Raw genomic sequence first — 16,659 nt, 5'->3', positions numbered from 1 at the left:
CCGGCGTGCCGGGCGCGCTCCTCGCCGACGACCCCCTCGCCGAGTCCCCGCCCGCCCTCGCCGTCACGCGCGCGGAGGCCGACGCGTGGGGCGTCTACTACCACCCCAACGGTTACCGGTCGGTGTGGGCGGCGTGGGGCGCCTACGCCAAACCCTGGCTGTACGACCTCACCGAGCCCGAGGCCGCGGGCATCCTCGGCTGGCCCGAACCCGTGCTCGCCGCCGCCGAGATGGACCGCGTCTACTCCGGCGCCCGCACCTACTACCGGTCCTCCCAGGTGTTCTCCATCGCCAACGACACCAGTCGGCGCCCATGAACGGCCGCGCACCGGCGAAGGTGAGGGGTGCTGATGCCCCGGGGGAAGCCGGTGCGCGGTCCACAACGCCGGGCCCCGAGGCCGCCCGGCCGCTTCCCGCCCCGCCCGTCCGCCTTCCCCAGGCGGGGCGGGAAGCACCCCAGACGCACCGACCGGAAGGACTCCGCGTGAGCCAGCGCGCCACCCTCGTCTATGCCCTCCTCATCATCGCCCTCGCTGTCGCGCTGGGCATGCTGGCGGAAGGGCTCCCCGCCGCGTTCAGGTCCCTCTGACGCGGACCCCGAGGACGCCGCGCAGGCACCGTGTCACGAAACGCGTCACGAAATGACCTGCGCCGAGGCGTCCCCCTAGACGCGCGCGCAATCTGACGGTGGATACGGCAGGCCGCGCGCGACGGCGGCCGGTCCCCTGGGCAAGGGGGCCGGCCGCCACCCCAGGGGGTGGTCCGTGACCCCGCCCACCCCCTGGGCACAGCGAAGCCGCCCCGCCCTCCACGTAGGAGGGCGGGGCGGTCTCGTGCTGGCTAGGTGGCGAACATGGGCAGCCCGAACCCGGTGTACCCGGGGTGCTCGGGCAGGGTGATGGGGCCGATGCGGTCGCCGGTGTCGGCCAGCGCCAGCTCGTCCCAGGTGATGCCGCCGGTGCCGTACCGCTCCCACCACCACTGCGGCTGGAGGTCGGTCGGCACCATCCCGGAGGCGGCGGCCGTGGGGGTGGTGGCCTGCGGGTCGCCGAACACCTCCAGGTGGCCGACGCCGGCGGACCGGCGGACTTCGACGCGCACCCACTCCCCGGCGGGCACAGCGCCGGCGGGCAGCTCCAGGCCCGCCCAGGACAGCCCACCCCCGGAGGTCAGGAACACCCCGCCGCCGGTGTTGGCCCAGGCGACGTGCCCGTCCTCGGCGCCCTCGTCGCGCCGCAGGTGCCCGCGCACGGCGAAGTCGCCGAGGGCGAACCCGCTGTTCCAGGCGACGCCGCGGGCGGTCGCGCCCCCGGGCAGCCGCAGACCGGGGCCGGCGTACCCGTCGGCGGTGTAGGTGATCCCGGCGTCGACCGCCCCCCACGCATCCCCATAAGAGCTGTTCCCGGCCACGGGTTCGGTGCCGGGCGGCCCGCCGCACGACTGCACGCGGAGCAGCCCGACGGGCCACGGGGCGTCGGCGACGAGGAGCTGGTCGAGGTGGGCACGGCGGCCAGCGGCGCCCACGGTCGTGAAGGTGTCGGAGCGAGTGATGACGCCGGAGCAGGAGGGCCGGTCGGAGGAGGCGTCGAAGAACACCCGACCGGTGAACCGGTCCCCGGCGGCGGTGGCCTCGATCCTCATCCAGGTGCCGAAGGGGATGGCGGTGGCGGGCGCCAGGACGGTGGTGTCCTCGTCCGTCTCGACCACCACGCCCGAGCCGAAGCCCGTGGTCAGGCGCACCTGCGCGGCACCGATCCTGATGGCGACGTCCTGGCTGAACCCGTCGGGGTCGTCCAGGCGGACGAACGCGCGGACGGCGACGGGCCCGTCGCCGAGGCCCGACCATTCCAGGACGCTGTACCCGCCGATGCCGAACCCGGGCAGGTACGCCCCGCCACCGCCCTCCCGTCCGTCGGCGGTGTAGAGCGGGCCGCCGGACACGGCCGTGAACGCGTCCCCACCGGCCGCACTGTTGGCGGTGGTGATCTCGGTGTCCGGGGTGCCCGACAACTCGTTGGCGCGCAGGGTCACCATGTCAGACCACCCGCACAGTCACGGTGATGGCCTGCGCGGCATCGTCGCCGGCGGTGGGCACCACGGTGAGGTAGGACCCGGCGGGCAGCGCCGCGGACCCCGTCGGCGCCACCACCGCCGAGGCGTTCGCGGCGACGGGGATGGACGGCCGGTCCCCGGGCGCGGCGAACACGCTGGCGCCGTCGACCCGGACGTCGACCTCCACCGGGCCCGCGGCCGGGGCCACGGCGGCGGCGGCCTGGATGGCGAGCACGGTCTGCTCTCCGCCGGTCAGGTTGTAGGCGCGGTGCGCCGGCGGCGGGTCCGCGGCCTCGGCGGTGGTGATGGTCGCCGCGGAGAACCGGATGTGCTCGGGGACGGAGGTGCCGACCCCCCCGGCCTCCAGCGTCGCCAGCCGGGTCTCGTGGTCGGCGATGTCGGCGCCCAGGTCGATCGCGGTCATGGCGTAGCGCGGCGAGGACCCGTCCGCGCTGGCCGAGGCCCACACCAGCCGGACCCCGTCCGGGCCCCTGAAGCTGGGGATGTTGCCGTCGGCGTCGGCCGCGAGCTGGCTGACCGGGGCCCCGGCGGGGTCGGTGATGTCGGTGACCGGGGTCGTGCCGTCAGGAGCGGCCCACAGGGTGATGGGCTGGCCGGGCAGCATCACGGGCACGTAGCCCACGGCGACGTCGTCTTCGATGACGGCCTCGCCGGTGGCCATCGCCCAGTCCGCCCTCGTCTGGCCGAACAGGTGCCTCGCCACAGCGCCTCCTAGCTGATGTCGGTCGCGGTGGTGTCCTGGCCGGCGCCGCCGCCGTAGACCAGCGCGGTGCTGGTCGACAGCGAGTTGCGGACGTCGTTGCCGAACGACTTGAAGTTCGTGCAGGTCGCCGTGATCCCGATCGCGTTGGTGACCTCGGACCCCGACCCGTGCCCGCGCACCCGGTTGCCCGACAAGGTGAAGTAGGTGCAGGTGGAGGACACCCGGATGCCGTACTGGGTACCGCCGGCGCGACCGCACGACTTCATGAGGTTGCCGGTGACCTGCACATCGGTGGAGGTCAGCATGTGGATGCCGTTGTGGTCGATGTTCGACAGGTCGTTGCCGGAGATGACGACCTGGGCGCCGGTGTCGCAGGAGATGCCGCCGGCCCGGGACCCGTTGACCCGGTTGCCGGTCACCGTGACCCCGGAGATGTTGCCCTGGGAGATCGCGGTGTTGCTCGCCTCATAGATCGTGTTCCCGCTGACCGTGGAGTCGTTGACGTAGGACAGGCGGATCGCGGTGTTGCCTCCGGGCGTGCCGGAGCACTCCATGACGTTGTCGGCGACGACGCAGCGCCGCCACTGCCCGGCCGCCTCGCCCTCCAGCATCACCACCTGGGCGTAGGTGTCGCACCCGAGGAAGGTGCAGCCCTTGACGGTGATGCCGGCCAGCGGCTGGGACCCGGTGATGGTGGTGCCGTTGGCGCGGGTCCGGTGGCTGGTGGAGGAGGAGTCCAGGGTGCGCGCCCACACCCCCGCCCCGCATCCGTCGAAGGTGGTGTCGGCGATGATGGCGCCGGACCAGGCGTAGGCGCCGATGCCCCACTGGGCGGTGTCGGAGATGTGGCAGCCGATGATGCGCACGTCGCGGTGCGGCCGGTCCGGCGAGGTGGAGTGCGATCCGATGCCGCGCCCCCAGCTCGTTGTGCCGGGGGTTCCCGAGGGGCCGATCCGGCAGCCCTGGACGAGGACGTCGACGCACTCGGTGTCGTCGTAGGGGCCGAACCCCCCGAAGTAGCTGGAGCCCTTGGCGAGGTCGAACTGGATGGCCTCGGAGAACTCGCGGCCGGCGGTGGCGACGAACCCGAGGCAGGACACGCGGTCGATGCGCGCGCCCTTGGTGGAGTTGCATTCGATGGCGTGGTAGCCCGGCACGTCCTTGATCGTGGTGTCGCGGATGGTGACGTTCTCCGCGTGCCCGATCGAAATGGCCATGTTGTTCGCGGTGACGACCGTGCCGTTGGCGTCCCACGTGCCGCCCTCGACGGTGATGTTGCCGTGCCCGGTGTAGCCGCCGAAGCTCTGGTCGGCGTCGCCGTTGAGGAGCATCGTGCCCGCCGCGGTCCGGCGGATCACCGCGGATGGCGCCAGCATCAGGTGGGTGTCGCCATAGATCCGCAGCGGCCCCGACGCGATCGCGTAGGTCCCGCCCGGCACCCACACGACGCCGCCGCCCGCGTCGGCGCACGCGGTGAGCGCCGCCTGGATGGCCGAGGTCGCGTCGGTGGTGCCGTCGGCCGGCGCCGAGTAGGGGGCGGCGGTGACGTCGTGCCACCCCGACGGGCCGGATGCCTCTCCGGCCTGCTCCTCCAGGACGGTCGTCCGGGCGCCGAGGTCGTCCACCGCCGTGTCCAGGGCGGTGAGGGTGTCGGTGACGTCGGTGTAGCCGTCGGCGACGTCGGTCGCGATCATCGCGTACCGCGGGGACGACCCGTCCATGGACGCTGAGGCCCACAGGTAGGTGACGCCCTCCGGGCCCCGGAACGCCGGGATCGATCCGTACTGGTCGGTCACCAAGGCCGACCCGATGGGCTCCCCGGTGTCGGCGTGCACGAGGTCGACCACCTGCTCGCCGCCGGTGGCGGCGGACCACAGGGTCACCGGCTGGGACGGGAGCATGTGCGCGACGTAGGCCACGATCGTCTCCCCGGCCTGGATCGGGTCGCCGGCCTCCATGACCCAGTCGGCGCGGGTCTGGCCGAACAGGTGCCTCACGCAGCCACCCCCGTGGTGGGGGTGACCTGCTGGCGGGTGATCAGGGTGAGGGTCGCCAGAACGACGCCGTTGACCGCGGCGACGGCCTCCGCCGACACCTCGAACCCGTAGCCGGCGAGCAGGGCGGCCCCCGCGGTCACCAGGGTCGTGAACGCCGCAGGCGCGACGGGCCGGGTCAGGGCCGCGGTGATCGCGCCGAACACGGCGGTGATGACGGCGACGATGAGTGGCGCGGTGGCGTCGCTGATGCCGGGCACCTGGAACGCCACCAGCAGCGACAGCACGGCCGACACGGCGCCGATGATGACCGCGGGCTCGCGGCCGAAGACGGTGAACATGGGACTCCTCGACATGATGAAGCCCCGGCCGGTCGACCGGGGCGGGATGGGGGGCGGGCGGGATCAGGCGGCGGGGGTGTAGACCACGTTGGCCTTGAGGTTGCGCACGGGGGTGTCGTCGTCGGCGATGAGGACCAGGCGCATGCGCTCGCGGTCGTAGCACTGCTCGGCGATGACGAGCTGACCGGAGGCGTCGAAGACCCCGATGGGCAGGTCCGCGACCACCTCGCCGGTGTCCTGGTTGACCTTGCGGGCCACCAGCCGCACCGCGCCGGGCACGTGGTCGGCGACGCGGACGACGATGTTGCCGACCGCGTTCTGGAACAGGACGCTGACGTAGGGCGGCTCGGGAGTGCCGCCGCGCCGCCCGGTCCAGGTGATCTCCTGCTCGTCGCCGGCGCGCAGGGTGTAGCCCTCGGCGCGGCCGTACCACATGAAGCGCATGGTGTCGTTCTCCTCGGGGTTGTCGTCGGTGAGGTTCCAGGCGGGGGCCTTGCGGAACGATCCGTCGCGGACCAGGGCGTAGGCGCGGTCGCCGGGGCAGCTCGTAGAGATGAAGTCGCGGTGGCCCTTGACGGTGCCCGCGATGCTGGTCTCCGGCTCCATGAGCCAGGCGCGGAGCTGGCGGACGGCCTCGATCTGCTGCGGAGTGATCTCGTCGGTGGGACCGGTGGCCAGCGTGCAGGAGTAGTAGGACGAGTTCCCGCCGGGTTGCGCCGCCTGGGTCTTGAACAGGCCGCGGCCCTCCAGCACGTGCCCGTGCGGGCACGCCATGAAGCTGTAGCCGAGGTCGGCCCAGCCCCGCGAGGGGCCGGTGTGGAACCCTCGGGTGCCCCGCCAGTAGTCGACGCACGCCTCGTGCGCCTTCTCGGCCAGGTTCTGGTCGGCGGAGTCGTAGTGGATGCACAGGCCCTCGCGCGGATTGGCGTAGGCGGCCGGCGACGGCCCCCACCCCAGGTCCGCGCGGGTCATGTAGAGCTGTGGTCGGGGCACGTGGTCCTCCTCCGATAACGGGTCTGTGGGGGTCAGCGGCGGTGGCGGGCGCGCTCGCGCCGGGCGGTGCGCTGGGCGCGGACCATGACGATGAGCATGGTGACGGCGACGTAGAGCACCCCGCCGTACAGGATCAGGCGGGCGACGGCGAACACGGTCGAGTCGGCGATGAACATCCGCGCGATCCCGAGCGTCAGGATCGCGGCGCACGCGGTGGAGAACACGAACAGCGCCCGCCCCGCCTCGCTCTTCTCCCACCGGGCCAGCGCGGTGTAGGTGCCGGCGAACACCCAGAACACGATGGCCAGGATGACCACCAGGACGTTGCCGGCCATGGTCAGGCCGGACAGCATCATCGCCCCTCCCTCAACGCTTGCAAGATCAGCTCCGAGAAGTGGTTCTCCTCGCGCTGCGCGCGCAGCCTGGCGGCGACGCTGCGCACCTCCGGTTCGCGGGCGCGCGCTTCGTTCAGGGCGGCGGCCGCGCGGTTCGCCTGGGCCGCGGCTTCCTCGGTCGTCACCGGCGGGGCGGGCCGGTGGCGGCGGCAGAGCTTGCGGAACCAGGTCATGTCCCCTCCCCGGGGCCTGTCTGGGTTCGGATGGCCTCCAGTACGTGCGCTCCGGTGCGCCCGGTCTCCAGGAGCTGGGTGATCTGCTCGGTCTGGGTGCTGATGGTCTGGTGCTGGCGATCGATCGTGGCGCGCTGCTGGGCGATCGTGAAGTCGCGGGACTCCAGGAGCCGGTCGACGGTGCGGCCGGGCACCAGGCGGCCCATGAGAATCAGGACGATGCCGACGCTGAGCAGCCCGGTGACGCCGAGGTCGGCGAAGGGGATCAGGTCAGCCAGACCTGCGGGGTCCATCGGCACCCCCTACACGTCGTAAACGACACCGTCGAGGTACACCCACTCGGGGGTGTAGTCGCCGATGACGCCGACCATGATCTGGCCGGGCTGGTTCGACGTCGCGTTCACGCTGACCACGGTGAGCCGGACGAACGCCGCGGCTGAGCTCTGGAGTTCGGCGGCGGTGACCTGCCTCGTGTACGCGTTGGGGCGCGCCCCCGTCGGCATCCGGCCGATGACCGCGTTGTTGGGGATGGGCCCGCTGTTCTTCCCGATGGACCCGCGCAGCCGCACCCTGGTGGGCGTCTCGAGCTGGTAGCTGGGCGTGTTGCCCTCACCCGCGAGGTTGGAGTAGCCCGCGCTCAGGGGGATGGGCTGCCACGCCGACGGGTAGGCCGGGTCGGCGGCGGTCGTCCACGTGGAGCCGTCCCACAGGATGGTGCGGCCGGTGTCCAGCTCGTAGGCGTGCGTCCCGACCTCGGGAGCGACCGGCCGCGCCGCCGACGAGCACAGCAGGGGCCCGGCGGGGTTGAGGAACACCCGGTCGTCCTGGAACGAGGTGATGGGCCCGCCGTTGCCGTTGCGGCGGAACCGGCCCAGGGGCTCCTCCCAGATGGTGTCCGTCCGGGTGACGGCGGGCAGTTGCGGGGAGGAGGCGGGGGTGCCCTCCAGGATCGCCGCGACGGCGGTGCGGGCGCCGACGTCGTGACGGATCACGACCCGGTACAGCCGCGGCAGCGCGCTCGCGTTGGCGGGCGCGGTGACGGTGTCCTGGGCGTCCAGCAGGGCGCTGTACCCGTTGATCTGGGCGAACCCCGGCTGCACCGTGACGCCGCTGCTGTCGGGCAGCGGGGCGGCCTGCAGGGCGTTCGTCGCCCCGGTGCCGGAGGTGCGGTCGATCCCGGACTGCGTCGCCACCGCCAGGGTGTGGCGGAACTCCTCCTCCGTCACCTCCATCGGGACGTCGGGGTCCTCCGGTGCCGCCTTGGGCTCGTAGTCGTGCGGCCATGCGCGCCACATCAGGTGCTCCTTCCCAGCGCCGACACGGCGCGCTGCAGCCGCGCCAGCTCGCGGTCCGCCCTGGTTTCGTAGGGGCCGTCGGTCCACCCGACGGCAGGGATGATGTCGAGCTGGCCGGATTCGGCAGCGGCGGTGATCTTCACGCTCGTGATGACGTCGGTGAACGCGGTGGGTCCCGAGGCGTCGGGGACGATCGTCACCCGGTCGCCCAACCGGTAGTGGTGGCCGTAGGCCAGCCGGGCGGTGTCGACCAGCTCGGCGCTGATGATGCCCGACCGGCGGCCGTCGGCCAGCTCCTTGTCGCCGGCCTGGTCCATCTCCAGGTTGGAGTTCGCGGAGCGCTGGTCGAGGAACCGCGCCACCGACATCCGCCAGGCGTTGGCGGCTGCGGAGTCGCGGCGCTCCCGGAACACCCTCGTGGTGCCCTCGCCGTCTCCTCCGACGACGACATGGGTCAGCTCGGGGATGCCGTCGGACCAGCGGGCCCGGCGGAGGTTGCCCATCTCGAAGCTGAAGACGGCCGACCCGGACAGGTCGCGGGGCTCGACCACGTCGAACACGATCTGGTCGTCCATCTGCTGGCAGGTGACGCCGAGGCCGCCGGGCACCGCGCGGATGAGGTCGAGCAGCGGATCGAACCGGGCGCTGAACTCGACATCGGCGCCGCGGCCCAGGTCGGGGCCGACCACCACCTCGCGCACGTCCGGCGCCGCCGGGTCCCTCCGGTTGGCGTGACGGCCGGTGCCGACGTTCGCTGAGACGTAGCCCTTGATGACGGTCTCGGCCGGGCCGGTCCGGGTGTCGCGGGCGGCCGCCGTCTGGGTGTCCACCGGCGCCGTCGGCACCGGCCACGCCAGCTCCCCCGCCACGATCGCGAGGTCGTCGGCGCCGGTGGCCGACACGGTGCCGATGCCCGCCGCCGACCCCTCGGCGGACCGGTCCCGCTCGGGCTCCTCCAGCGACCCCGACAGGATCTGCTCGCCGTCCAGCAGGACGATCACCCCCCACCCGGGGGAGCACATCTCCAGCACGCGCCGGGTGGCGGGCAGGTCGATCGTCCACGAGGACACGGCCAGCCAGTTCAGGGTGATCTCAGCACGGGTGTAGGGCAGGTAGCCGCGCGGAACCAGGTCGGGGTCCCGCGCGATCACCTGCAGGGTGCGGGGCCGCATCTCACCATCCCGCCTGGTATCGGGGCGCGTAGCTGAGCGCCACCTGGGAGGCGGCATCCGCGCCGGTCATCGTGATCTGCAGCCGGGTCTCCCCCGGCTGCAAGCGGAACAGCTCGGGCCAGCCCGCGAACCGGCCCCACCAGTCGACGCCGTCCTGGTCGACGGCGGTCAGCCCGGTGTCGGGGGCGATGTCGGGGGGCCTGCAGTCCACCGTCACGACGTCGCCGTCGGCGAGCGGCTCGGAGAACCCCCAGGACTCACCGGTGTCGAGGTTGGTGACCAGCGGGGTACCGGGGCCGGTCACGGTCCACACCGGGTAGGCGTCGGCGTCGCCGTGGTTCACGAACGTCGCCGTGCCGCCGAGCTGGCTGGGGTTCACCCTGATCGGGTACAGCGGATAGAACCGCCTGCCCCCGACCTGGATGCGCCACGCCTGCTCCACCGCCGGCCCGTAGAAGTGCGGGTCGGGCGCGTAGAACTCCAGCGACGGGTGGTCCTGGCGGGACCAGACGAGGTCGTCCAGGACGTCCTCGGCCACGCCAAGGCCGTCCTGGTAGTAGGCGTCGATCTGGCGCCACGACCCGTCGGGCAGCTCCACCCGAATGCGGCCCGGCTGCACCTGCCCGCCGTGCTGGTGGCGCACCGAGGCGGCCAGCGCCCGCCACGAGGCCAGGTAGGCGGCCGGGTCGCGACCCGCCACCACCAGCGGGACCCGCATCACCCGCGGGGTGACGCGGATCGCGCGCATCAGAGCGGTGCCGCTCATGGTGCGGTCCACCGTGTGGTCCGGACGCACCACGCCGAATCCCGACCGGCCGGTGGTCGAGGTGTAGGGGTCGCCGTCGGACAACCCGAACTCGGCCCCGTCCGGCCCGACCCACACGATGCGCTTCGGCGGCGGGGTCGGGACCTTCGGCCACACCCTCGGCGGCGGCGGCGGGGGTTCCGGGGGGATGTGCAGCAGCGGCACGCTCGGCCTCCTCTACCTCGGCCGGCCCACCCGGGCCGTGCGCTGGCGCCGCTCATCGGCGTACTGCAGGTCCTGCACCGTCGAATAGCCCGGCACGTGGTGGACGTGGTACTCCACGTGCTCCACCGGGGCCGCCGCAGCCGCCCCCGTGGAGGCGCCCGCAAGCACCCGCGCCGACTCCTGCGTGGAGTAGATCCGCGCCGGGCTCGTGAACCGGGCCAGCTCGGGCCCCTGCTCACCCACCACGGTCCAGCCGGAGGCGAACCCGCCCTTGGCCCGGCCAGGGATCGGTCGGCGGATCGCCAGCGGCGAGGGGTACATGGTGCGGTACCCGGCCACGTCGCCCGTGCGGAAGGTGTGGAACAGCCTCCCGCCGCCGGCGTACATGGCCACGTGGCCCTTGTGCGGGAACACGAGGTCGCCGGGGCGTTCGGACCCGCGGCTGACCGGGATGCCGGAGCGGATCTGGTCGTAGGTGACGCGGGGCAACCGCACCCACGGCCACCACGCGTACTGCATCAGGCTGGAGCAGTCGAAGCCGACGTAGCCGGCGCCGCGGCCGAACCCGCGGCCCGGACCGGCGGGGCCGCCGCCGCCCCAGGAGTAGGGGACGCCCTTCTGGGCGACGGCGCGGGCCAGCGCCCCGGTGCCGCCCTGCGACATCATCTTGCGGATCTTCGTCCCGACCTCGCCGGCGATGCCGTCCAGGTTGGCCTTGATCATCTCTTGGACTTCGAGGCGGACGTCTTCGCGGTGGTCGTTGACCTGGTCCCACACGTGGTCGCCGGTGCCGCGCGAGTGCCGCACGGACCCGCCCTTGGCGTAGGTGTGCCCGCCGGCGAGGGCTTGGCGGCGCAGCGCCTCGACGGCGCCGTGCCCGCCCGCCGCCCTGACCTCGCGCGCGGTCCAGACGTGTTCGTTGTTCGACAGCAGCGCCGGGATCGAGTCGGAGGTCTCGGTGCCCTCACCGAACACCGGGCCGCCGGTGGCGAACGCCATGTTCGTGCCCCGACCTGAGGGGTCGATGACCTGCCCGGACTCCGACACCGTCCACGTGCCGCGAGCGGTCACCCCGATGGCCATGGTGACGTCGCCCTCAAGGCCCAGGTACTCGTCAGCGAGCTTCTCGGCCTGCCGCTCCGTCAAGCCCATCTGGCGGGCGACCTCGATGAACTTCTTGCGGCCCCGCTCGTGGGCGGCGGTGGCGATGTCCACCGACCCGGTCTCGTCGTACTTGGCCTGCACCAGTTGGAACGTCTGGTCGCGGAGCCGGACCAGGGCGTCGTGGTTGCGGTTGCCGGCGTCGGTGTTGATGTCCAGCGTGGCGCCGTTCTCGGCGGCGGCCGCCTCGGCGTCGCGCACGGCCTGGGCGAAGTCGTACTCGGCGACCGCGGCGTCCACGTTGGTCTGGGTCAGCGCCTCCAGGGCGGCTTTCAGGTCGACCGCCTGCTGGGCGGCCATCCCCAGATCGGCGCCGAGCCCCTGGGTGGCCAGGCCGAGTTCGTTGGTCGCGGCGGCCGCGCCCTGGGTGGTCTCGGCGGCGACCGCCAGCACCTCGGCCTCGGTGGCGTGCTGGGCCTGGGCCTCCGACAGTGCCTCGTTGGTGCCCAGCACCTCCTCCTGCAGCGTCCGCGCGGCCTCGGCGCGCGCGTTGGAGGCGGCGGTGCCGCCGTCGGCGGCCCGGATGTAGGCGGTGTTCTCGTCCTCCAGGGCGGCCTCGACCAGCCGCAGCGCCTCCTCCTCGCCGAGCATGGCCTTGACCAGGGTGTCGGAGGAGATGCCGAACTCCTCGGCCTTGGCGATGAGGTCTTCCTTGGCGATGAGGTTGGCCACCACCTGGTTGGTGTTGGCGCCCATCTCCCCGGCGTCCTGGCGCAGTGCGTTGGTGAAGTCGCGGGTGCGCTGCTCGGCCATGGCCTGCTTGTCGATCCACAGGGTCAGCGCCACCAGGCCGGCGCCGATGGCCAGCCCCCACGGCCCGCCGAGGACGCCGGCCGCGCTCGACAGGGCGGAGGCGGCGCGGGCGCCGCGCGGCCCCATGTCGGACAGGGCGCTGTGGAACTCCATCAGCCGCGGAAGCCCGAGGACGACGGCGCCGGTGAGCAGCCCCACCCCGCCGACCGCGGCGGCCGACCCCGAGGCGATGCTGAGCAGCGGGTCGCTGGAGTCGGCCATGGCGTTGGTCCAGGCGGTGGTGTGGGACAGGACGCTGTTCATCGCGGGCAGCAGCGACTCGCCCAGGGCGATGCCGAGGTTGTTCACCGAGTTGCGGGTGAGCTGGAGCTGGGAGTCGACGGTGGAGTAGCGGGCGACCGCCTCCTCGATGAGGGCGGTGTTCTCCTCGAACCCGGTGTTGCCGGTGGCCATGGCCTGGTTGACGGTCTCCCAGGCAGCCGAGGCGCGGGTCATGACGTCGGCGATCTCGGTGCCGGTCAGCCCCAGGTTGGCCAGGGTGGCGTACACGTCGCCGCCGGAGGAGTTGACCTGGTCCAGGCCGCGCAGGAACGCGACGATGGCCTCGTTGGGGCGGGTCTCGAACGCGGTCGCGAACTCCTCGGCCGACATGCCGGCGACCCGGGCGAACCCGCGCAGCCGGTCGCCGCCGGCCATCACCGCGGACTGCATCCGGCCCAGGCTGCGGCTGAAGGCACCGCCGCCCAGCTCGGCCTGGATACCGACGGCCGTCAGGCCGGTGGCCAGGCCCATCGTCTCCCCGGCGGTCAGACCGATCTGGTTGCCCGCGCCGGACAGGCGCAGGCTCATCGCCAGGATCTCCGACTCGGTGGCGGCGAAGTTGTTGCCCAACTCCACGATCGAGGAGCCCATGCGGCTGATGTCGGCGTGGGAGATACCCATGACGGTGGACAGCCGGGCCAGACCCATCGCGGCCTCTTCGGCGGCGAGGTCGGTGGTGACGCCCAGCGCGATGGCGGTCGCGGTGAACCCCACCAGGTACTCGCGGGCCACCCCGAGCTGCGCGGCCGCCGCGGCGGTGGCCGCGATCTCGGTGTGGGTGGCGGGCAGCACGTTCGCCAGGTCGCGGATCTGGCCCTCCAGCACCCGCATCTGCTCCGGGGTGCCGTCCAGCACCTTGGCGACGCCGGTCCAGTCCGACTCCCACTGCGCGGCCGCGCGCCCCGCCAGCCCGATCCCCGCGCTGATGGCGGCCGAGGTCGCCGTGATGGCCGTGCCGGCGGACTCCCAGGCCGCGGCGCGCCGCTCCTGGGCGGCCTCGGCCTCACGCGCCAGCCGCGCCTCGGCGGCCTCGGCCTTGCGCAGCTCCCGCTCGAACACGGCCGCCGACGACTGGGCGGACTTCACGCCGCGCTCCAGGCCCTCCAGGTTGCGGCGAGAGGTGTTGATGGCGCGCTCGAACGCGCGGGTGTTCGCATCCAGGGTGACCGACAGGTCGGCGTTCGCGCGAGCCACACCCCACCCCCTTCACTGTCGTTGCGGGTTGCGCTGCAGCACGATGTGGACGCCCTTGCCCAGGTCGTCCTCGCGCTTGAGGGAGTCGCGGCGCTGCTCGATCTGCTCGCACCCCAGGCACCGCTGGATCTCGGCGGTGTAGGCGCGCCGCGACCCGCCCTCGGCCTCCGACCATTCGGCGTGCCGGGTCCCGCACCCGGGGCACCGGTCCCGTTCACGCAGGTGCGACCACATCGCCTTCTCGCGGTCGTCGTCGTCCCACTCCAGGAACTGGCTGTGCGGGATGCGGTAGTAGCGGGCGACCTCGATCTCCAGGGCCAGCCCCGGGTCGCCGTCTAGCCTTTTGGGACCTGGGACCCGGGCGCGCGCACGTTGACGACTTGGGCCGTCAGCAGCAGCTCGCCGCGCTCGCCCTCCGAGCAGTTCTCGTCCAGGAACGCCTCCCAGTCGGCCGCCGACATGTCGGCGACACCCTCCACGCACTCCAGGAACAGGGCGCGGGGGAACGTCTCGGTGTTCCACGCGTCGTCGTCCTCGTGGTCCTTGCGCGGCGGGTGCGCGGCGATCAGCGCCTCCAGGTCCTTCGGGGCCATCGCGCGCAGCGTGATCTCCTCGAAGCAGGCGTCGACCTTCTCGCGGGCGGCCTCGACCTTCTTCGCCAGGCGCTTGACGTCGGCGTCGCGCTCGCCGTCCTTGGCCTTCAGCAGCGCCGCCCGGTACTGCTCCTGGACCACCGCCAGCGCCTTCTCCGCACTGGTGGGGTCCTCCACCTGGAACCGGTAGTTGGCGTGCGGGCGCTTGCGCGCCCGCAGCCGGTCGCGTGCCCCCATCAGGCGGCCGTCGGGATCGCGACGTCCTCGGCGGGCTCCGAGGTGATGGAGAACTGGATCTGCAGCCGGGCCGCCTCATCGCCCACCGACCGCATCTTGCCGACCGAGGCCACCCGGATGGGGTAGACGTCCATCGGCTGGCCGGTGACGTCGCCGCCGTCCATGATGACGATGAACCCCTCGGTGTCGCGCGGCAGCAGCGACCGGACGTCCTCGCCGGCCTCGTCGGCGTAGAACGTGATCGAGGAGTCGTCGGCGGAGGTGCGGCCCGGGATGGAGCTGGTGAACCGCCGGCCGAGGTCGGGCGTCGGGATCTGCCCGGAGGTGACCTGGAACCCCGACAGCTCCGCGATCTCGTTGGACAGGTCGGTGCCGGCGTCCAGCTCGACACGGGTCGGGGCGGCCTTGCTCGCGATCGTCAGCACGTACAGGACGCGGGTGATCGCGGGGTTGAAGTAGCGGGTGACGGGGGCGATGTCAGTCGCGGCCATTCTCGGCGGCCTCCTTCTTGATGGTCACGGTGCGGCGGACGGGCTCGGCGGGCACGCGCTCCCACCCCGCCCGCTCGTGGTAGGGCACGGCGCTCTCGGGCACCTCGACGGTGACGGCGAGCTTGGGGTGGCGGATCTTCACCGTGGGGACACGGGGCTTCATGGGCTGCTCCTCATCGGAATCCGTGCAGACGGGCCGTGTAGATGACGGTGTCGGCGACCCGCCGCTGCACCCGGTCGGCGTTGGCGAACGCGGCCGGGGACAGGAACGGGCGCGGCCGGTGCGAGGCCCACACCTGGCGGTTGCCGAACACGGGGTGGCGGACCTGGCCGCGGTTGGTGATGTCCTCCCAGGCGCGGGCGTGCGGCGCCCGGGTGCGCGACACCGCCACCGACACCCCGCCGCGGCGGCCGAACCGGGTGGCGATGCGCATGGCGCCGGGGATGCGGGTGGACCAGGAGGCGCGGCGCCGCGCGTCGGCCAGCACCGGGCGGGCGGCCTCGCGCAGCGCGGGGCGGAGCTGCGTCTGCAGCTCCTTGGGGATCTGGCCGAGGTCGCGGCGGAACTCGGCGATGCCGTAGCGCACATCGGTCATCGCGCCCACGCCCGGATCTCGATGATGACCTGGGCATTGCACTCGGCACCGTCGGTGGTCTGGACCTGGCCCAGGTTGACCTCGACCACGCGGGCCTGGGCGACCGCCCCGCCCAGTTTGCGGTCGGCCGACAGGACGCGGTCGATCTCGGCGACCATGGCGCAGGTGCGCTCCATGCGCGCGTCCATCTCGGTGTCACCGCTGAAGGAGGACACCATGGTGGTGACCTGGTAGGTCTCCTGGTCGCGGCGCCCGCCGAGGTCGGCGGTGAGCCGGGTGGAGCGGATCGCCCCCTCCGAGACGTCGCCGGTGAACCCGACGAGGACCGCGTCCGGCTCGATGTTGGTGGTGGGCGGGCCCTGCAGTACCTGGACGCCGGCCAGGCCGGGCGCGGCCTGCAGGGTGGCGGTCAGCGCCGCCATGGCGGCGGGGATGGTCGAGATCACGGCTCACCCCACCAGCGGTTCGTCGCGCATCGCCTTGCCCAGGCCCAGCAGCTCGCGCACCCGGTAGGGCATGGAGTAGGCGGTGCCGGGGACCACGGTGGAGTCCGCGCCGCCCACCACCGGCCGCCCGCCGCCGCTGGACCCGTTCTGGGAGTTGCGCCACAGGTGCGCGACCAGCTCCAGCGCGGCCAGGCGCACGTTGGCGGGCACCGGTTCGCGGCCGGCCGCATAGACCAGCTCGACCTCGCCGGAGGCCGACGGGTTCGCGGCGATGCCCTCGCGGTTGACGACCGTCCATCCGGGGGTGGTGACCTCCAGGACGGGCCGGTGGGTGAGGAGCGCGCGCCCGGCGCGCACGGTCACGGTCTCGGCGGCGGTCACCCGGGACACCTGGCCGATGCGGTCGACCACCATGGCGCACGCCGCGGCGACGAACCCCTCGATCTCCTCGTCGCTGGCCGCGTTCACCTTGTTGAGGTGCTTCTTGGCGTCGGCCACCGTGATGAACGGGGCCGCCTCGGTGGTGATCACTCCGGGTCCTCGCCGCGCGGCCGGCGCCGCTTGGCCCGGGGCTCCGGGGCTCCGGCGGCGGGGGTGGCGGTCTCGAAGAACTGGGGGTGGCCGGTGACGATCGGGTCGTCGTCGGCCAGCTCCTGGCCGGCGGCCACGACCCGCTGGCCGACGGCGAAGGTCTCGCGTGCGCGCACGGCGCCTCCTTCCATAGGAGAAGGGGCGGCCCCACTTTGGGCCGCCCCTTC

Annotated in this window: 21 protein-coding genes; 1 reads left to right on the top strand and 20 read right to left on the bottom strand. The window is 73.0% G+C overall.

Features of this window, described 5'->3' with window-relative positions:
- Nucleotides 1-317, top strand: a 317-nt coding sequence (locus NT8_RS29875) for a hypothetical protein (RefSeq protein WP_169805211.1), incomplete at its 5' end; no start/stop codon positions are given.
- A gap of 523 nt (nucleotides 318-840) precedes the next feature.
- Here NT8_RS29875 and NT8_RS11550 read toward each other — a convergent pair.
- The 20 genes from NT8_RS11550 to NT8_RS11460 form a co-directional block, all read right to left on the bottom strand.
- A complete protein-coding gene (locus tag NT8_RS11550; RefSeq protein WP_067967572.1) occupies nucleotides 841-2,034 on the bottom strand; it encodes a hypothetical protein in 1,194 nt (397 codons plus the stop codon).
- Nucleotide 2,035: 1 nt separating this feature from the next.
- On the bottom strand, nucleotides 2,036-2,776 hold the full coding sequence (locus NT8_RS11545) for a hypothetical protein (protein ID WP_157515701.1): 741 nt from the start codon (nucleotides 2,774-2,776) through the stop codon (nucleotides 2,036-2,038).
- 8 nt (nucleotides 2,777-2,784) lie between these two features.
- Nucleotides 2,785-4,773, bottom strand: coding sequence for a right-handed parallel beta-helix repeat-containing protein (locus tag NT8_RS11540; RefSeq protein WP_067967566.1), 1,989 nt, complete (start codon nucleotides 4,771-4,773; stop codon nucleotides 2,785-2,787).
- The gene (locus NT8_RS11535; RefSeq protein WP_067967563.1) at nucleotides 4,770-5,111 is read right to left on the bottom strand and encodes a hypothetical protein; all 342 of its coding nucleotides are present in this window, start codon (nucleotides 5,109-5,111) and stop codon (nucleotides 4,770-4,772) included. Before NT8_RS11535 ends, NT8_RS11540 begins: the two co-directional genes overlap by 4 nt.
- Nucleotides 5,112-5,174: 63 nt before the next feature.
- Complete coding sequence (locus NT8_RS30805) at nucleotides 5,175-6,104, bottom strand: peptidoglycan recognition protein family protein (RefSeq protein ID WP_394326577.1); 930 nt, start codon at nucleotides 6,102-6,104, stop codon at nucleotides 5,175-5,177.
- A 32-nt stretch (nucleotides 6,105-6,136) separates the two neighbouring features.
- Nucleotides 6,137-6,460 (bottom strand): putative phage holin, encoded by a 324-nt coding sequence (locus tag NT8_RS11525; RefSeq protein WP_067967560.1) that lies wholly within the window; start codon nucleotides 6,458-6,460, stop codon nucleotides 6,137-6,139.
- Nucleotides 6,457-6,672 (bottom strand): DUF7620 family protein, encoded by a 216-nt coding sequence (locus NT8_RS11520; RefSeq protein WP_067967556.1) that lies wholly within the window; start codon nucleotides 6,670-6,672, stop codon nucleotides 6,457-6,459. Before NT8_RS11520 ends, NT8_RS11525 begins: the two co-directional genes overlap by 4 nt.
- Entirely contained in the window at nucleotides 6,669-6,965 is a 297-nt protein-coding gene (locus NT8_RS11515; RefSeq protein ID WP_157515699.1) for a hypothetical protein, read from the bottom strand. The genes NT8_RS11520 and NT8_RS11515 overlap by 4 nt, the downstream gene beginning before the upstream one ends.
- Nucleotides 6,966-6,974: 9 nt before the next feature.
- Nucleotides 6,975-7,967, bottom strand: a complete 993-nt coding sequence (locus tag NT8_RS11510) for a hypothetical protein (RefSeq protein ID WP_067967549.1) — start codon at nucleotides 7,965-7,967, stop codon at nucleotides 6,975-6,977.
- On the bottom strand, nucleotides 7,967-9,139 hold the full coding sequence (locus NT8_RS11505; RefSeq protein ID WP_067967545.1) for a siphovirus ReqiPepy6 Gp37-like family protein: 1,173 nt from the start codon (nucleotides 9,137-9,139) through the stop codon (nucleotides 7,967-7,969). The genes NT8_RS11510 and NT8_RS11505 overlap by 1 nt, the downstream gene beginning before the upstream one ends.
- A 1-nt stretch (nucleotide 9,140) precedes the next feature.
- A complete protein-coding gene (locus tag NT8_RS31255; RefSeq protein ID WP_067967542.1) occupies nucleotides 9,141-10,109 on the bottom strand; it encodes a phage tail family protein in 969 nt (322 codons plus the stop codon).
- 12 nt (nucleotides 10,110-10,121) lie between these two features.
- Nucleotides 10,122-13,538: a phage tail tape measure protein gene (locus NT8_RS11495; protein ID WP_067967539.1), complete on the bottom strand. Its 3,417-nt coding sequence runs from the start codon at nucleotides 13,536-13,538 to the stop codon at nucleotides 10,122-10,124.
- A gap of 12 nt (nucleotides 13,539-13,550) precedes the next feature.
- Entirely contained in the window at nucleotides 13,551-13,772 is a 222-nt protein-coding gene (locus NT8_RS11490) for a hypothetical protein (protein WP_067967536.1), read from the bottom strand.
- Between the two features lie 101 nt (nucleotides 13,773-13,873).
- Entirely contained in the window at nucleotides 13,874-14,368 is a 495-nt protein-coding gene (locus tag NT8_RS11485; RefSeq protein WP_067967533.1) for a hypothetical protein, read from the bottom strand.
- Nucleotides 14,368-14,859 carry a phage tail tube protein gene (locus NT8_RS11480; RefSeq protein WP_067967531.1) on the bottom strand — a complete coding sequence of 164 codons (492 nt, stop codon included), beginning with the start codon at nucleotides 14,857-14,859 and terminating at the stop codon, nucleotides 14,368-14,370. The genes NT8_RS11485 and NT8_RS11480 overlap by 1 nt, the downstream gene beginning before the upstream one ends.
- On the bottom strand, nucleotides 14,846-15,022 hold the full coding sequence (locus NT8_RS29305; protein ID WP_157515697.1) for a hypothetical protein: 177 nt from the start codon (nucleotides 15,020-15,022) through the stop codon (nucleotides 14,846-14,848). Before NT8_RS29305 ends, NT8_RS11480 begins: the two co-directional genes overlap by 14 nt.
- Before the next feature lie 10 nt (nucleotides 15,023-15,032).
- Nucleotides 15,033-15,455 carry an HK97 gp10 family phage protein gene (locus tag NT8_RS11475; RefSeq protein WP_157515695.1) on the bottom strand — a complete coding sequence of 141 codons (423 nt, stop codon included), beginning with the start codon at nucleotides 15,453-15,455 and terminating at the stop codon, nucleotides 15,033-15,035.
- Nucleotides 15,452-15,901 (bottom strand): hypothetical protein, encoded by a 450-nt coding sequence (locus tag NT8_RS11470; RefSeq protein WP_067967525.1) that lies wholly within the window; start codon nucleotides 15,899-15,901, stop codon nucleotides 15,452-15,454. Before NT8_RS11470 ends, NT8_RS11475 begins: the two co-directional genes overlap by 4 nt.
- A gap of 3 nt (nucleotides 15,902-15,904) precedes the next feature.
- On the bottom strand, nucleotides 15,905-16,432 hold the full coding sequence (locus NT8_RS11465) for a head-tail connector protein (protein WP_067967522.1): 528 nt from the start codon (nucleotides 16,430-16,432) through the stop codon (nucleotides 15,905-15,907).
- Complete coding sequence (locus NT8_RS11460) at nucleotides 16,429-16,608, bottom strand: hypothetical protein (RefSeq protein WP_067967519.1); 180 nt, start codon at nucleotides 16,606-16,608, stop codon at nucleotides 16,429-16,431. Before NT8_RS11460 ends, NT8_RS11465 begins: the two co-directional genes overlap by 4 nt.
- Nucleotides 16,609-16,659 lie beyond the last annotated feature (51 nt).

Origin of the sequence: Nocardiopsis trehalosi NBRC 14201 (assembly GCF_001552555.1) — a bacterium.
Lineage (GTDB): Bacteria > Actinomycetota > Actinomycetes > Streptosporangiales > Streptosporangiaceae > Nocardiopsis_B > Nocardiopsis_B trehalosi.
This window is presented reverse-complemented; position numbering and strand designations above follow the sequence as displayed.

What these genes read in the sequence shown, in the direction of transcription:
- NT8_RS11550 (WP_067967572.1), bottom strand. Translation starts at nt 2,034, where the DNA reads ATGGTGACCCTGCGCGCCAACGAGTTGTCGGGCACCCCGGACACCGAG.
- NT8_RS11535 (WP_067967563.1), bottom strand. Translation starts at nt 5,111, where the DNA reads ATGTTCACCGTCTTCGGCCGCGAGCCCGCGGTCATCATCGGCGCCGTG.
- NT8_RS11525 (WP_067967560.1), bottom strand. Translation starts at nt 6,460, where the DNA reads ATGATGCTGTCCGGCCTGACCATGGCCGGCAACGTCCTGGTGGTCATC.
- NT8_RS11520 (WP_067967556.1), bottom strand. Translation starts at nt 6,672, where the DNA reads ATGACCTGGTTCCGCAAGCTCTGCCGCCGCCACCGGCCCGCCCCGCCG.
- NT8_RS11515 (WP_157515699.1), bottom strand. Translation starts at nt 6,965, where the DNA reads ATGGACCCCGCAGGTCTGGCTGACCTGATCCCCTTCGCCGACCTCGGC.
- NT8_RS11510 (WP_067967549.1), bottom strand. Translation starts at nt 7,967, where the DNA reads ATGTGGCGCGCATGGCCGCACGACTACGAGCCCAAGGCGGCACCGGAG.
- NT8_RS11505 (WP_067967545.1), bottom strand. Translation starts at nt 9,139, where the DNA reads ATGCGGCCCCGCACCCTGCAGGTGATCGCGCGGGACCCCGACCTGGTT.
- NT8_RS11490 (WP_067967536.1), bottom strand. Translation starts at nt 13,772, where the DNA reads ATGTGGTCGCACCTGCGTGAACGGGACCGGTGCCCCGGGTGCGGGACC.
- NT8_RS11485 (WP_067967533.1), bottom strand. Translation starts at nt 14,368, where the DNA reads ATGGGGGCACGCGACCGGCTGCGGGCGCGCAAGCGCCCGCACGCCAAC.
- NT8_RS11480 (WP_067967531.1), bottom strand. Translation starts at nt 14,859, where the DNA reads ATGGCCGCGACTGACATCGCCCCCGTCACCCGCTACTTCAACCCCGCG.
- NT8_RS29305 (WP_157515697.1), bottom strand. Translation starts at nt 15,022, where the DNA reads ATGAAGCCCCGTGTCCCCACGGTGAAGATCCGCCACCCCAAGCTCGCC.
- NT8_RS11475 (WP_157515695.1), bottom strand. Translation starts at nt 15,455, where the DNA reads ATGACCGATGTGCGCTACGGCATCGCCGAGTTCCGCCGCGACCTCGGC.